This window comes from Pseudomonas sp. W2Oct36, from assembly GCF_041060465.1.
Classification (GTDB): domain Bacteria; phylum Pseudomonadota; class Gammaproteobacteria; order Pseudomonadales; family Pseudomonadaceae; genus Aquipseudomonas; species Aquipseudomonas graminis_B.
Map to the genome: position 1 here is coordinate 153006 of NZ_JAUERW010000006.1, position 14468 is coordinate 167473.

16 protein-coding genes are annotated in these 14468 nt (G+C 60.0%); all 16 read left to right on the plus strand.

All coding sequences use genetic code 11. The annotated features are described in order from the left end of the window. Window positions 1-13 precede the first annotated feature (13 nt). Window positions 14-1228, plus strand: a complete 1215-nt coding sequence (locus QWI18_RS11385) for an IscS subfamily cysteine desulfurase (protein WP_065990024.1) — start codon at window positions 14-16, stop codon at window positions 1226-1228. Between the two features lie 86 nt (window positions 1229-1314). Then, window positions 1315-1701: a Fe-S cluster assembly scaffold IscU gene (iscU, locus tag QWI18_RS11390; protein WP_062383507.1), complete on the plus strand. Its 387-nt coding sequence runs from the start codon at window positions 1315-1317 to the stop codon at window positions 1699-1701. A 51-nt stretch (window positions 1702-1752) separates the two neighbouring features. Next, on the plus strand, window positions 1753-2076 hold the full coding sequence (iscA, locus tag QWI18_RS11395; RefSeq protein WP_065990022.1) for an iron-sulfur cluster assembly protein IscA: 324 nt from the start codon (window positions 1753-1755) through the stop codon (window positions 2074-2076). Between the two features lie 8 nt (window positions 2077-2084). Continuing rightward, on the plus strand, window positions 2085-2603 hold the full coding sequence (hscB, locus tag QWI18_RS11400) for a co-chaperone HscB (protein WP_296308341.1): 519 nt from the start codon (window positions 2085-2087) through the stop codon (window positions 2601-2603). A gap of 48 nt (window positions 2604-2651) precedes the next feature. Continuing rightward, window positions 2652-4514, plus strand: coding sequence for a Fe-S protein assembly chaperone HscA (gene hscA / locus QWI18_RS11405; RefSeq protein ID WP_369318864.1), 1863 nt, complete (start codon window positions 2652-2654; stop codon window positions 4512-4514). Between the two features lie 3 nt (window positions 4515-4517). Further along, window positions 4518-4859, plus strand: a complete 342-nt coding sequence (gene fdx, locus QWI18_RS11410) for an ISC system 2Fe-2S type ferredoxin (protein ID WP_065990018.1) — start codon at window positions 4518-4520, stop codon at window positions 4857-4859. A 13-nt stretch (window positions 4860-4872) separates the two neighbouring features. Continuing rightward, a complete protein-coding gene (gene iscX, locus QWI18_RS11415) occupies window positions 4873-5073 on the plus strand; it encodes a Fe-S cluster assembly protein IscX (RefSeq protein WP_192132319.1) in 201 nt (66 codons plus the stop codon). A 90-nt stretch (window positions 5074-5163) separates the two neighbouring features. Beyond that, entirely contained in the window at window positions 5164-5589 is a 426-nt protein-coding gene (gene ndk / locus QWI18_RS11420; RefSeq protein ID WP_007916882.1) for a nucleoside-diphosphate kinase, read from the plus strand. A gap of 27 nt (window positions 5590-5616) precedes the next feature. Next, window positions 5617-6765 (plus strand): 23S rRNA (adenine(2503)-C(2))-methyltransferase RlmN, encoded by a 1149-nt coding sequence (gene rlmN / locus QWI18_RS11425; RefSeq protein ID WP_192132317.1) that lies wholly within the window; start codon window positions 5617-5619, stop codon window positions 6763-6765. Window positions 6766-6791: 26 nt separating this feature from the next. Continuing rightward, window positions 6792-7550 carry a type IV pilus biogenesis/stability protein PilW gene (pilW, locus tag QWI18_RS11430; protein WP_192132315.1) on the plus strand — a complete coding sequence of 253 codons (759 nt, stop codon included), beginning with the start codon at window positions 6792-6794 and terminating at the stop codon, window positions 7548-7550. After that, entirely contained in the window at window positions 7550-8587 is a 1038-nt protein-coding gene (locus QWI18_RS11435; RefSeq protein ID WP_369318865.1) for a RodZ domain-containing protein, read from the plus strand. The genes pilW and QWI18_RS11435 overlap by 1 nt, the downstream gene beginning before the upstream one ends. 3 nt (window positions 8588-8590) lie before the next feature. Continuing rightward, window positions 8591-9700 (plus strand): flavodoxin-dependent (E)-4-hydroxy-3-methylbut-2-enyl-diphosphate synthase, encoded by a 1110-nt coding sequence (gene ispG / locus QWI18_RS11440; protein ID WP_296314492.1) that lies wholly within the window; start codon window positions 8591-8593, stop codon window positions 9698-9700. Window positions 9701-9721: 21 nt separating this feature from the next. Continuing rightward, window positions 9722-11011, plus strand: a complete 1290-nt coding sequence (hisS, locus tag QWI18_RS11445) for a histidine--tRNA ligase (RefSeq protein ID WP_369318866.1) — start codon at window positions 9722-9724, stop codon at window positions 11009-11011. Window positions 11012-11049: 38 nt separating this feature from the next. Next, complete coding sequence (locus tag QWI18_RS11450; protein ID WP_065990005.1) at window positions 11050-11691, plus strand: tetratricopeptide repeat protein; 642 nt, start codon at window positions 11050-11052, stop codon at window positions 11689-11691. Further along, window positions 11684-12835 carry an outer membrane protein assembly factor BamB gene (gene bamB, locus QWI18_RS11455; RefSeq protein WP_065990004.1) on the plus strand — a complete coding sequence of 384 codons (1152 nt, stop codon included), beginning with the start codon at window positions 11684-11686 and terminating at the stop codon, window positions 12833-12835. Before QWI18_RS11450 ends, bamB begins: the two co-directional genes overlap by 8 nt. Before the next feature lie 149 nt (window positions 12836-12984). Further along, entirely contained in the window at window positions 12985-14457 is a 1473-nt protein-coding gene (der, locus tag QWI18_RS11460) for a ribosome biogenesis GTPase Der (protein ID WP_065990003.1), read from the plus strand. Window positions 14458-14468 lie beyond the last annotated feature (11 nt).

The window sequence follows — 14468 nt, forward strand, 5'->3', positions numbered from 1 at the left end:
TAGGAGATATTCAATGAAATTGCCAATTTACCTCGATTATTCCGCGACGACCCCGGTCGACCCGCGTGTTGCGCAGAAAATGAGCGACTGCCTTCTGGTTGATGGCAACTTCGGTAACCCGGCGTCGCGCTCCCACGTGTTTGGCTGGAAGGCCGAAGAAGCGGTCGAGAACGCCCGCCGTCAGGTTGCCGATCTGGTCAATGCCGACCCACGCGAAATCGTCTGGACTTCCGGTGCTACCGAGTCCAACAACCTCGCGATCAAAGGCGCTGCGCATTTCTATGCCTCCAAAGGCAAGCACCTGATTACCAGCAAAATCGAACACAAAGCCGTGCTCGACACCATGCGTCAGCTTGAGCGTGAAGGCTTTGAAGTCACCTATCTCGAACCGACCGAAGATGGCCTGATCACGCCGGCCATGATCGAAGCAGTGATGCGCGACGACACCGTTCTGGTCTCGATCATGCACGTCAACAACGAAATTGGTACGGTCAACGATATCGCTGCCATCGGCGAGATGACCCGTTCCCGCGGTGTGCTCTTCCACGTCGATGCAGCACAGGCTACTGGCAAGGTTGAAATCAACCTGGCCAACCTCAAAGTTGATCTGATGTCGTTCTCGGCCCACAAGACCTACGGTCCGAAGGGTATTGGTGCATTGTGGGTCAGCCGCAAGCCACGTGTTCGCATCGAAGCCGAAATGCACGGTGGCGGTCACGAGCGTGGCATGCGTTCCGGTACGCTGGCGACGCACCAGATCGTCGGTATGGGTGAAGCCTTCCGTGTGGCCAAAGAAGACATGGCTGCCGAGAACGTTCGCATCAAAGCCTTGAGCGATCGCTTCTATCAGCAGGTTGCGCACCTGGAAGAGTTGTACATCAACGGCAGCATGACTGCCCGTGTGCCGCACAACCTCAACCTGAGCTTCAACTATGTAGAGGGCGAGTCGCTGATCATGGCGCTCAAGGACCTGGCGGTTTCGTCCGGCTCCGCGTGCACCTCGGCTTCCCTGGAACCTTCCTACGTGCTGCGCGCCCTGGGCCGTAACGACGAGCTGGCACACAGCTCGATCCGTTTCACCTTCGGTCGCTTCACGACTGAAGAAGAAATTGACTACGCCGCGCAGAAAGTCTGCGAGGCAGTGACCAAGCTGCGCGCCTTGTCGCCGCTGTGGGACATGTTCAAAGACGGCGTCGACATCTCCAAGATCGAGTGGGCGGCGCATTAATTCAAAGTCGCCACACCTGCGGCACTTTGAAAACAGCTTCCGAGTGCCGCGAGAGCGACATGTTGTAACTGATGAGGAATTGCACCATGGCTTACAGCGAAAAGGTCATTGACCACTACGAGAATCCCCGCAACGTCGGCAAGATGAACGCGGAAGACCCTGATGTCGGCACCGGCATGGTCGGCGCGCCGGCTTGCGGCGATGTTATGCGTCTGCAGATCAAGGTGAACGAGCAGGGCATCATTGAAGACGCCAAGTTCAAAACCTACGGCTGCGGCTCTGCCATCGCGTCGAGCTCCCTGGCCACCGAGTGGATGAAGGGCAAGACTCTGGATGAAGCAGAGACCATCAAAAACACTCAGCTGGCTGAAGAACTGGCCCTGCCGCCAGTGAAAATCCACTGCTCCGTGCTCGCTGAAGACGCCATCAAGGCGGCCGTTCGCGACTACAAGCAGAAGAAAGGCCTGCTCTGAGCAGAGTCTGTTCCGCTGCGTTAAGTAACTTGCGTGAGGTAAGGAGTTCCGATGGCTATCAGCATGACCGAAGCGGCCGCCAACCATGTACGCCGCTCCCTCGATGGGCGCGGTAAGGGTGACGGCATTCGTCTGGGCGTTCGCACGACCGGTTGTTCCGGGCTTGCCTACGTGCTCGAGTTCGTCGATGAGCCGGAAAGCGAAGACACGGTGTTCGAGTATCACGGCGTCAAGGTGATCATCGATCCCAAGAGCCTGGTCTACCTTGACGGCACCGAGCTCGATTTCGTCAAGGAAGGGTTGAACGAAGGCTTCAAGTTCAACAATCCCAATTCGCGCGGTGAATGTGGCTGCGGCGAAAGCTTCAACGTCTGAGGCTTATTGTGGGTACTCCTTGTCACTTTGCTTTATTCGACCTGCAGCCGGGCTTCGATCTGGACCTCGACCTGTTGGCGACGCGTTACCGTGAGCTTGCCCGGAGCGTGCACCCCGACCGTTTTGCCGATGCCCCTGAGGCTGAGCAACGGGTTGCGCTGGAGCGCTCCGCCAGTCTGAACGACGCCTACCAAACGCTCAAGAATGCGCCGAAAAGGGCGCGTTACCTGTTGGCGCTGAAGGGCGAAGTTCCGCTGGAAGTCACTGTGCAGGATCCCGAGTTTCTGATGCAGCAGATGCAATGGCGCGAAGAGCTCGAAGATTTGCAGGACGACGCGGATCTGGCGGGCGTTGCGGTATTCAAACGCCGGCTGAAGGTTGCCCAGGAAGAACTGAACGAAAGCTTCGCGGCCTGTTGGGACGATGCTGCACAGCGTGATCAGGCTGAACGGCTGATGCGCCGCATGCAGTTCCTCGACAAGCTCTCCTACGAAGTGCGCCAGCTCGAAGAGCGCCTCGACGATTAACCCCGCGCCGTCCTTCTGGGGCGGCTCGCCAGTGATATCAGAAAAGCAATGGCTCTACTGCAGATCGCCGAACCCGGCCAAGCTCCAAAACCTCATCAGCGTCGCCTGGCTGTCGGGATTGACCTCGGCACCACCAACTCGCTGGTGGCTGCCCTGCGCAGCGGCATCAGTGAGCCGCTCCCCGACGCCAACGGTCAGGTCATCCTGCCGTCCGCCGTTCGCTATCACGCCGATCGTGTCGAAGTAGGCCAGTCGGCCAAGGGTGCGGCTGCGACAGATCCTCTGAATACCATTATTTCCGTCAAGCGCCTCATGGGGCGCGGGATCTCCGACGTGAAGCATTTGGGTGGGCAGTTGCCTTACCGCTTCACCGGTGGGGAATCCCACATGCCGTTCATTGAAACCGTGCAGGGCCCTAAGAGCCCGGTCGAAGTGTCGGCCGACATTCTTAAGGTGCTGCGCCAGCGCGCCGAAGAAACACTGGGTGGCGAACTGGTCGGTGCGGTCATCACCGTTCCCGCCTATTTCGATGACGCTCAGCGTCAGGCCACCAAAGACGCCGCGAAGCTGGCGGGTCTCACCGTCCTGCGCCTGCTCAACGAGCCCACTGCGGCTGCCGTGGCATACGGGCTGGACCAGAACGCAGAGGGCGTGGTCGCGATTTACGATCTGGGCGGCGGCACCTTCGACATCTCGATCCTGCGCCTCACCGGCGGCGTGTTTGAAGTCATGGCCACCGGTGGCGACAGCGCGCTGGGAGGTGATGATTTCGATCACGCCATCGCAACCTGGATCATTGCTGAAGCCGGCCTGTCCGACGACCTCGATCCTGCTGCCCAGCGCCGCTTGATGCAGGCGGCATGTGCGGCGAAGGAATCCCTGACTGACGCCGATTCGGTGGAAGTAGTCCATGGCGAATGGCAGGGCGTTCTGACCCGCGCCGCATTCGATGCCCTCATTGAGCCGATGATCGCCCGCAGTCTCAAAGCTTGCCGTCGTGCCGTTCGTGATTGCGGCATTGAGCTGGATGAAGTCGAAGCCGTGGTCATGGTGGGTGGTTCCACCCGCGTCCCGCGAGTGCGCGAAGCGGTGGCCGAACTGTTCGGCCGCCAGCCGTTGACCGAGATCGACCCCGATCAGGTAGTCGCCATCGGCGCTGCGATTCAGGCCGATACCCTGGCAGGTAACAAGCGCGATGGCGGCGAGCTGTTGCTGCTCGACGTGATCCCGTTGTCCCTGGGGCTGGAGACCATGGGCGGACTGATGGAGAAGGTCATTCCGCGCAACACCACGATCCCGGTGGCCCGCGCCCAGGAGTTCACCACTTATAAGGACGGCCAGTCGGCCATGATGATCCACGTGCTCCAAGGCGAGCGTGAATTGATCAGCGACTGCCGTTCACTGGCGCGTTTTGACCTGCGCGGCATTCCCGCGATGGTCGCCGGCGCCGCGAAAATCCGCGTGACCTTTCAGGTCGACGCCGACGGCCTGCTCAGCGTGTCCGCCCGCGAGCTGGCGTCGGGCGTGGAGTCGAGCATTCAGGTCAAGCCTTCTTATGGCCTGACTGACGGTGAAATCACCCGCATGCTGAAGGATTCGTTCCAGTACGCCAGTGACGACATGGTGGCTCGCGCGCTGCGAGAGCAGCAGGTCGACGCGCAGCGTTTGCTCGAAGCGGTCGAAGGTGCGTTGCAGGCCGATGGCGAACGCTTGCTCGATGCCGAAGAGCGCATGGTGATCGACCTGCAGATGGAAGAACTTCGTGAATTGATGAAGGGCGATGACGGTCCGGCCATCGAGCAGCAGACCAAGCGTCTGTCGCAGGTGACGGATGCGTTCGCCGCCCGCCGCCTGGACTCGACGGTGAAAGCCGCGCTGTCAGGGCGCAACCTGAATGAGATTGAGGAATAACTGATGCCGCAGGTTACATTTCTGCCACACGCCGAGCATTGCCCGGACGGGATGGTTGTCGAGGCCGAAGTCGGCAAGTCGATTCTGGAACTCGCCCACGACCACCACATCGAGATCGAAAGCGCATGCGGCGGCGTCTGCGCCTGCACCACCTGCCACTGCATCATTCGTGCGGGCTTCAACTCCCTCGAAGAAGCGGACGAGCTGGAAGAGGACTATCTTGACCGTGCGTGGGGGCTGGAAGCGCAGTCCCGTCTGGCCTGTCAGGCCAAGGTCGGCACCGAAGACCTCACCGTCGAGATCCCGAAATATTCGCTTAACCACGCTGCCGAAGCGCCGCACTGATCGAGAAGCTGTCATGAGTTACGGTTGGAATGACGTACAACGCATCGCTGAAGAACTCGCCGAGACTCACCCCGGCGTTGACCCTTATTCGGTAGGGTTCACCAAGCTGCAACTGATGATCAAGCAGCTCCCGGATTTCGACGACACCTCTGGCCGCGTCGGCGAGAAAGTGCTGGAGGCGGTCCAGACGCTCTGGGCCGGCGAAATCGACTGATCAGATTTGCACGTTAGGCAATAACATCAAACCCGCGTATAATTCGCGGGTTTAATTTTTCGCAATAATCACTGCTTCTGGAGTTACACCATGGCTGTTCAACGTACTTTCTCGATCATCAAGCCTGATGCTGTTGCCAAAAACGTCATCGGCGAAATCACCACCCGTTTCGAAAAAGCCGGTCTGCGCGTTGTCGCTTCGAAACTGAAGCAACTGTCCAAGGCCGAAGCAGAAGGTTTCTACGCTGAGCACAGCGCCCGTGGTTTCTTCGGTGATCTGGTTGCATTCATGATCTCCGGCCCGGTTGTCGTGCAGGTTCTGGAAGGCGAAAACGCTATCGCTCTGAACCGCGAGCTGATGGGCGCTACCAACCCTAAAGAAGCTGCTGCCGGCACCATCCGCGCTGACTTCGCTGATTCCATCGACGCCAACGCTGTTCACGGCTCCGACTCCGAAGCCGCTGCTGCTCGTGAAATCTCGTACTTCTTCGCTGCTACCGAGGTAACCACTCGCTAAGCTATTGCTGCGAGTGAGGGTGAATCCATGACTGAATCAACTGGCAAAATCAACCTGTTGGGTCTGACCCGGCTGGAAATGGAAAAATTCTTCGAGTCTATCGGGGAGAAACGCTTCCGTGCCGGTCAGGTCATGAAGTGGATTCACCACTTTGGCGTCGATAACTTCGACGCCATGACGAATGTCGGCAAGGCCCTGCGCGAAAAGCTGCAGAGCCGTGCCGAAATTCGCGGTCCTGAAGTCGTCAGCGAGGACATCTCCACCGACGGCACCCGTAAATGGGTCGTCCGTGTCGAGTCCGGCAGCTGCGTCGAGACCGTCTATATTCCGCAAGGCAAACGCGGCACGCTGTGTGTCTCGTCCCAGGCGGGCTGTGCGCTGGACTGCAGTTTCTGCTCCACCGGCAAACAAGGCTTCAACAGCAACCTCACCGCCGCCGAAGTCATTGGCCAGGTGTGGATTGCCAACAAATCTTTCGGCAGTGTCCCGGCTACCGTCGACCGCGCCATCACCAACGTGGTGATGATGGGGATGGGCGAGCCATTGCTGAACTTCGACAATGTCATTGCCGCCATGCATCTGATGATGGATGACCTGGGGTATGGCATTTCCAAGCGCCGGGTGACGCTGTCCACCTCCGGCGTGGTGCCAATGATCGATGAGCTGTCCAAGCACATCGACGTTTCGCTGGCCCTTTCGTTGCACGCGCCCAATGACGCGCTGCGAAACCAGCTGGTGCCGATCAATAAAAAATACCCTCTGAAGATGCTCCTCGAGTCCTGCCGCAACTACATGGCTGCGCTGGGCGAAAAGCGCGTGCTGACCATCGAGTACACGCTGCTCAAGGACATCAACGACAGGCCTGAGCACGCGATCGAGATGATCGAGCTGCTCAAGGACACGCCGTGCAAGGTCAACCTGATCCCGTTCAACCCGTTTCCGCATTCGGGCTACGAACGCCCCAGCAACAACGCAATCCGTCGTTTCCAGGATCTGCTGCATCAAGCCGGCTTCAACGTCACCGTGCGTACCACGCGCGGTGAGGACATCGATGCTGCCTGCGGCCAGTTGGTCGGGCAGGTCATGGACCGCACCCGTCGCAGCGAGCGCTATATCGCTGTGCGAGAGCTCAGTGCCGATGCCGACGTGGTGCAGGCCGCTTCCGCTCGCAATTGAATGCGAATTTGACTGAGAGGATCTCTATGTCCCTGCGCGTTGCGCTGCTGCTCTGTTTTGCCACGCTGCTGGTCGGTTGTGTGTCTACCGGCAACGTCGATCCGCTGAGTACCAGCAAGGGGCGTGAGGAAGCTCGTCAGGCTTACGTGCAATTGGGTTTGGGCTATCTTCAGCAAGGCCAGATGGAGCGTGCGAAGGCGCCTCTGAAAAAAGCGCTTGAGCTGAACGGCTCCGATGCGGATGCCAATGCTGCGCTGGCGCTGGTGTTCCAGGCCGAGATGGAACCGGAACTGGCCAACCAGTATTACCAAAAAGCGTTGTCGGCACGTTCCAAAGACGCGCGAATCCTCAACAATTACGGCAGCTTTCTTTACCAGCAGAAACGTTACAAGGAAGCCTACGAGCGCTTCGAGCAGGCCGCCGAGGATAATCTCTACGCCGAGCGCGCCCGAGTGTTCGAAAACCTCGGCATGACGGCTGTGATGCTTGGGGATCGCGACACCGCCCGTGAGCATTTCGACAAAGCCCTGCGCCTCGATCGTCAGCAGCCACGCGCGTTGCTGGAAATGGCTGAGTTGTCGTACGAAGACAGGCATTATGTGCCGGCACGCGATTACTACGAGCGTTTCAGCCAGTTGAGCGAGCAGAATGCGCGGAGCCTGTTGCTCGGCACGCGGCTGGCGAAGGTGTTTGATGATCGCAACAAGGCAGCCAGCTATGGGCTGCTTCTAAAAAGACTCTATCCCGGTACGCCGGAATATCAGCAATACCTGTCGGAGCAATGATGAAAGCGGCGCATCCCGAAGTTGTAGCAGCCACTCGCACGAACCCAGGCGAAACATTGCGACAGGCCCGCGAGAGCAAGAACTGGTCGCTGCCAGATGTGGCGTTGAGGCTCAACCTCACCGTGACTTCCCTGACTCATCTGGAAGCGGGCGATTTCGACAAGCTCCCCGGCCATACCTTTGCCCGCGGCTATGTCCGCGCCTACGCAAAGCTGCTTGAACTTGATCAAGCTGCATTGGTCAGTGCGTTCGACCAATACACCGGCACCGACGGCAAGGGCAGCAGCGTTCATGCACTGGGCCGAATCGAAGAGCCCGTACGCCTGTCTCACAATATTCTGCGCATCGTCAGCCTTTTGCTGCTCATCGCATTGATCGGCGGCGGCTTCGTGTGGTGGCAGGATCAAGCGACGCTGCGCGGCAAGGAACCGACCAATCTGGGCATGGAGCATGTCGAAGTCGAAAGCGCCGACGGCACCACCCAGATCCATCCGCTCGACGAGCCGGAAGATCAAGCTGTCGCTCAAGGCCAGACCGCGTTGCCGTTGAACAACGCCGAGCCTGCGTCCGCGCCTGATGCACCTGCTTCCTCCAGCACCGCACCCGCCAGCACCGGCACCGCCGTTGCAGGCGCTTTAGTTCCTCACAGCACATCAACCACCGCGCCGGTAGCACCTGCACATACCACGTCGACCCCAACCGCGCCGGTCACCACCGTGGCGCCAACGCCTGCGACCACCGCACCCGTCAATACCGCAACGAGTGCAGCGGCTGACGCAGCGCCCGTACCGGCAGGTGCCGGCCGCGTTCAGGTTCAGTTTGTCAACGATTGCTGGACCCAGGTCACCGATGGCAACGGCAAAGTGCTGATGAGCGGACTCAAGAAAAAAGGCGACAGCCTCGACGTCAATGGCAAGCCGCCGCTGACCCTGCGCCTGGGCTTTGCTCGCGGCGCGCAAGTGAGCTACAACGGTCAGCCGGTTGATGTGGCACCTTTCACCAGTGGCGAAACTGCTCGCCTGAAGCTAGGGCAATAAGTCATGCACGGCGAATCTCCGATCAAACGTCGCGAATCTCGTAAAATCTGGGTCGGCTCGGTGCCGGTCGGTGGCGATGCCCCGATCGCAGTGCAGAGCATGACCAACAGTGACACCAATGACGTCGCGGCTACCGTGGCACAGATCAACCGTCTGGAAGCCGCCGGCGTGGACATCGTTCGCGTCTCGGTGCCCGACATGGACGCTGCCGAGGCCTTTGGCCGTATCAAACAGTTGGTCAAGGTCCCGTTGGTCGCTGACATTCACTTCGACTATAAAATCGCCCTGCGCGTGGCCGAGTTGGGCGTCGATTGCCTGCGGATCAACCCGGGCAACATCGGCCGTGAAGACCGCGTCCGCGCGGTGGTCGAGGCGGCCCGTGATCGCGGCATTCCGATCCGCATCGGCGTCAATGCCGGTTCGCTGGAAAAAGACCTGCAGAAGAAGTACGGCGAGCCAACGCCCGCTGCCCTGGTCGAGTCCGCGCTGCGGCACGTCGAGCATCTGGACCGTCTGGATTTCCAGGACTTCAAGGTCAGCGTCAAGGCTTCCGATGTGTTCATGGCGGTCGAGGCGTATCGCCTCCTGGCCAAGCAAATCATCCAGCCGTTGCACCTGGGTATCACTGAAGCGGGCGGTTTGCGCTCAGGCACAGTGAAATCGGCCGTCGGCCTAGGTATGCTGCTCGCCGAAGGGATCGGCGATACCATTCGGATTTCGCTGGCAGCCGATCCGGTTGAAGAAGTGAAGGTCGGTTACGACATCCTCAAGTCGCTGCGCCTGCGTTCCCGTGGCATCAACTTCATCGCCTGCCCGAGCTGCTCGCGGCAGAACTTCGATGTGGTCAAGACCATGAACGAGCTGGAAGGGCGCCTTGAAGATTTGCTCGTGCCGCTGGATGTTGCGGTGATCGGTTGCGTGGTGAACGGTCCCGGCGAGGCGAAAGAAGCCCATGTCGGTCTGACCGGAGGCACGCCGAACCTGATCTACATTGATGGCAAGCCGGCGCAAAAGCTGACAAATGACAATCTGGTGGAACAGCTTGAACGCTTGATCCGTCAGAGAGCGGCCGAAAAGGTCGAGGCCGACGCAGCGCTGATCGCGCGCGGCTAACCCAGTTTCCAAGGAATATTTGTGAGTAAGTCTCTGCAAGCCATTCGTGGCATGAACGACATCCTGCCGGATCAGACGCCGCTGTGGCGCTACTTCGAGGGTACGGTCTCGCGTTTGCTGGATAACTACGGTTATCGCCAGATCCGCATGCCGATCGTCGAGTTCACCGACCTGTTCAAACGCTCCATCGGCGAAGTCACGGACATCGTCGAGAAAGAGATGTACACCTTCGCTGACCGCAATGGCGATTCGCTGACCCTGCGCCCTGAAGGCACGGCGGCCTGCGTGCGTGCGGTCCTCGAACACGGCATCACCGGTGGCGGTCAGGTGCAGAAACTCTGGTACATCGGTCCGATGTTTCGCCACGAGCGTCCGCAAAAAGGCCGTTATCGTCAGTTTCACCAGATCGGTGTCGAGGTGTTCAACCTTGATGGTCCGGACATCGACGCCGAGCTGATCGTTCTGACCTGGCGTCTGTGGGGCCTGCTGGGTATTCGCAATGCCGTCAAACTGGAACTCAACAGCCTGGGCACCAGTGAAGCCCGCGGCCGTTATCGTGAAGCGCTGGTCGAGTATCTCTCGGCGCGTCACGAGCAACTGGACGAAGACAGTCAGCGCCGTCTGAAGAGCAATCCGCTGCGCGTGCTTGATACCAAACACCCTGAAACCCAGGCGGTGCTGGTTGATGCACCCAAGCTGGCAGATTACCTGGACGACGAATCCCGGGTTCACTTCGAAGGCCTGAAGGCGCGTCTCGACGCGGCGGGCATTCCGTACGTGATCAACCCGAAGCTGGTTCGTGGCCTGGATTACTACAGCAAAACCGTATTCGAGTGGGTCACTGACCAGCTCGGCGCTCAGGGGACTGTCTGCGCGGGTGGCCGTTACGACGGTCTGGTCGAGCAGATGGGCGGCAAACCGACGTCAGGCGTGGGCTTTGCCATGGGCATCGAACGTCTGGTGCTGCTGCTGGAAACCCTCGAGCAGATTCCCGAAGAGATCGCCCGTACGGTCGACGTTTACGTTTGCGCATTCGGCGAGGCCGCCGAGCTGGCAGCGCTGACCCTGTCCGAGCGCTTGCGCGATCAGGCGCCAAATCTGCGTCTGCAAGTCAATGCCGGAGCTGGCAGCTTCAAGAGCCAGTTCAAGAAGGCCGACAAGAGCGGTGCGCTGTACGCGCTGATCCTTGGCGACGAAGAGCTGGCGCGCAAGGAAGTGGGCGTCAAGCCGCTGCGTGGTCAGGGCGAGCAACAAAATATTGCCTGGGATGCTCTGTCCGAGCACCTGGCCACCTGCATTTCGCAGGGTTGAAGCAGATAAAAGCCGATTTAGCGAATAGGAGTATTGGGGTGTCGAGTACCGATGATGATGAGCTGGTTGCCGTAAAGGACTGGTGGCAGCGTAACGGCAAGCCTCTGCTGACCGGCGGCCTGCTCGCGGTGATCGTGGTGTTGGGCTGGCAAGGCTGGCAGCGCTATCAGAACAATCAGGCGCAGGGTGGTTCGGCGCTGTACCAGCAATTGCTGGAAACCGCACTGACGCCAAGCGGCCAGGCTGATGCAGGCCGTGTTGCCGAGATCGCCGGCAAGCTGAAGAGCGAATTTGGCGGCACTGCATACGCTCAGTACGGCAGCCTGTTCGTGGCCAAAGTGGCTGTGGACACCGGCAAGCTGGATGACGCTGCGAACGAGCTGAAATCCGTGACCGACAAGCCGGCCAACGCGACCCTGGGTGAAATCGCCCGTCAGCGTCTGGCTCGTGTCCTCGCTGCACAGAACAAGGCCGAAGACGCGCTGAAGCTGCTCGACGGTCAGGCCGACCAGTCTTTCGCGGCCAGCCGTGAAGAGCTGCGTGGCGACCTGCTGGTTCAGCTGGGTCGCACCGATGACGCTTATGCTGCATACAAAAAGGCCAAGGCGGCGCTTTCCGAAGAAGCGGCTGTTGGCGGTCTGCAAATGAAGCTCGACGATCTGGCGAAAGGGGATGCGTGACGTGATTCGTTGGAAACATGCAGCATTGCTGGCTCTGGCCATTCTGGCCGCGGGTTGCAGCAGCAACAGCAAAAAAGAGCTGCCACCGGCAGAACTCGTCGACTTCAAGCAAGAAGTGACCCTGCAGAAGTTGTGGAGCCGTTCCGTCGGTGACGGTCAGGGCGACATCTACAACATGCTGGTTCCGGCCATCGACGGCGAGAACATCTACGCTGCCGATGCGAACGGCCTGGTCATGGCGATCAACCGCAGCAACGGCGACGTGGTCTGGAAAAAAGAGCTTGAGCAACCGGTATCCGGCGCCGTCGGCGTAGGTTTCGGTCTGGTCATGCTGGGCACGTTGCGCGGCGAAGTCATCGTCCTCGACGAAGCCACTGGCGAGCAGAAGTGGAAAGCCAAGGCGACCAGCGAAGTGCTGTCCGCTCCGGCCACCAACGGCAGTGTCGTGGTTGCCCAGACTCAGGATGACCGGGTTATCGGTTATGACGCCATCACTGGTGATCAGCGCTGGATCTACGAGAGCAGTCCTGCGGTTCTGACATTGCGGGGCACCGGCGCACCGATTGCCACCAGTTCGTTGGCCATCGCTGGGCTGTCGACCGGCAAGGTTGTGGCGCTGGACATCAACAACGGCGTCCCGGCCTGGGAGCAGCGCGTTGCCGTTCCGACAGGTCGTTCCGAGCTGGATCGCGTGGTCGACATCGACGGCGGTTTGCTGCTTTCCGGCAACACGCTGTATGTCGCGACCTATCAGGGCCGCGTAGCCGGCCTGGAACTGCAGAGCGGTCGTGTGCTGTGGCAGCGTGATGCCTCGAGTTATTCGGGTGTGGCGCAGGGCTTCGGCAGCGTTTACGTTTCGCTTGCCAACGGCACCGTGGAAGGCATCGATGAGCGCTCTTCCACCGGTCTGTGGAGCAACGACTCGCTGGCCCGTCGCCAACTCGGCGCGCCGGAAGTGTTCTCCAGCTACGTCGCGGTCGGTGACATGGAAGGCTATCTGCACCTGCTGAGCCAGGTCGATGGCCATTTCGTCGCCCGTGAAAAGATCGACAGCGATGGCCTGCGTGCTCGCCCGCTGGTCTCCGGCAGCACCATTTACGTCTTCGGCAACAGCGGCAAGCTGGAAGCGCTGACGATCAAGTAGTGGCTGTCTATGCTTGAGGCGGTCGAGTATCGGCTTCTTCAGGCGGCCCCGCTTCCATGGGGCCTGCGGCGCTTCGGCGTCGCTCCGAACTCCGGCCGCTGCCTTGCAGCGGCTTTTGTATTTTCTGAAATAACGAAGTGGAGAGCCGCATGGTTCCCGTAATCGCCCTGGTGGGTCGACCGAACGTCGGCAAGTCCACCTTGTTCAACCGCCTGACCAGGACTCGTGACGCCATCGTCGGCGACTTGTCCGGTCTGACCCGTGATCGCCAATACGGTGAGGCCAAGTGGCAAGGGCGCTCCTACATCCTGATCGACACCGGCGGTATCTCCGGTGACGAACACGGCATGGACGAAAAAATGGCCGAGCAGTCGCTGCTGGCCATCGAAGAGGCCGATGTCGTGTTGTTCCTCGTTGACGCCAAAGCAGGCTTCACGGCCGCCGACCAGATGATTGGCGAGCACCTGCGCAAGCGCAACAAGACGTCCTACGTCGTCGCCAACAAGGTCGACAACATCGACCCTGACATGGCCCGCGCCGAGTTCGCACCGCTGGGCATGGGTGACGCGATTCCGGTCGCCGGCGCTCACGGTCGAGGCATCACGCAGATGCTCGAGATCGCCCTGCGCGATTTCCCGAAAGACGCTGACGAAGTCGAAGAAGGCGAAGAAGAGGAAGTCGTCGCCGAAGGTCAGGAAGCCAAGCGCATTCCCGGCCCGAGTGAGAAGGACGGCATCAAGATCGCGATCATCGGCCGCCCTAACGTCGGCAAGTCGACGCTGGTCAACCGGATGCTCGGTGAAGACCGGGTCATCGTCTACGACGAGCCGGGCACTACCCGCGACAGCATTTACATCCCGTTCGAACGCAACGAAGAAAAGTACACGCTGATCGACACCGCCGGTGTCCGCAAGCGCGGCAAGATCCACGAAGAAGTCGAAAAGTTCTCCGTGGTGAAAACCCTGCAGGCAATCAAAGACGCCAACGTGGTGATCTTCGTGATGGACGCCCGCGAAGGCGTCGTCGACCACGACCTCAACCTGCTGGGCTTTGCCCTTGAATCCGGTCGGGCCCTGGTCATCGCGCTGAACAAGTGGGATGGCATGGTGCCGAGCGAGCGCGACTACGTGAAGGTTGAGCTGGAGCGCCGGTTGTTCTTCGTCGACTTCGCCGACATCCACTTCATCTCGGCGCTGCACGGCACCGGCGTGGGTAACCTGTATCAGTCGGTGCAGAACTCGTTCAAATCCGCTGTGACCCGTTGGCCGACCAGCCGTTTGACCCAGATTCTGGAAGACGCAGTCAGCGAGCACGCACCGCCGATGGTGGGCAGCCGCCGCATCAAGCTGCGTTACGCTCACTTGGGTGGCGCAAACCCGCCGTTGATCGTGATCCACGGCAACCAGGTCGAGAAAGTGCCGAAGTCGTACGTCCGGTATCTCGAGAACACCTATCGCCGCGTGCTCAAGCTGGTCGGTACGCCGATCCGCATCGAGTTCAAGGGCGGCGAGAACCCGTATGAAGGCAACAAGAACACGCTGACCGACCGCCAGGTCAACAAGAAGCGTCGGATGATGTCGCACCACAAGAAGGCCGACAAGAAGCGCCGCGACAAGCGCTGATCGTGTAACGG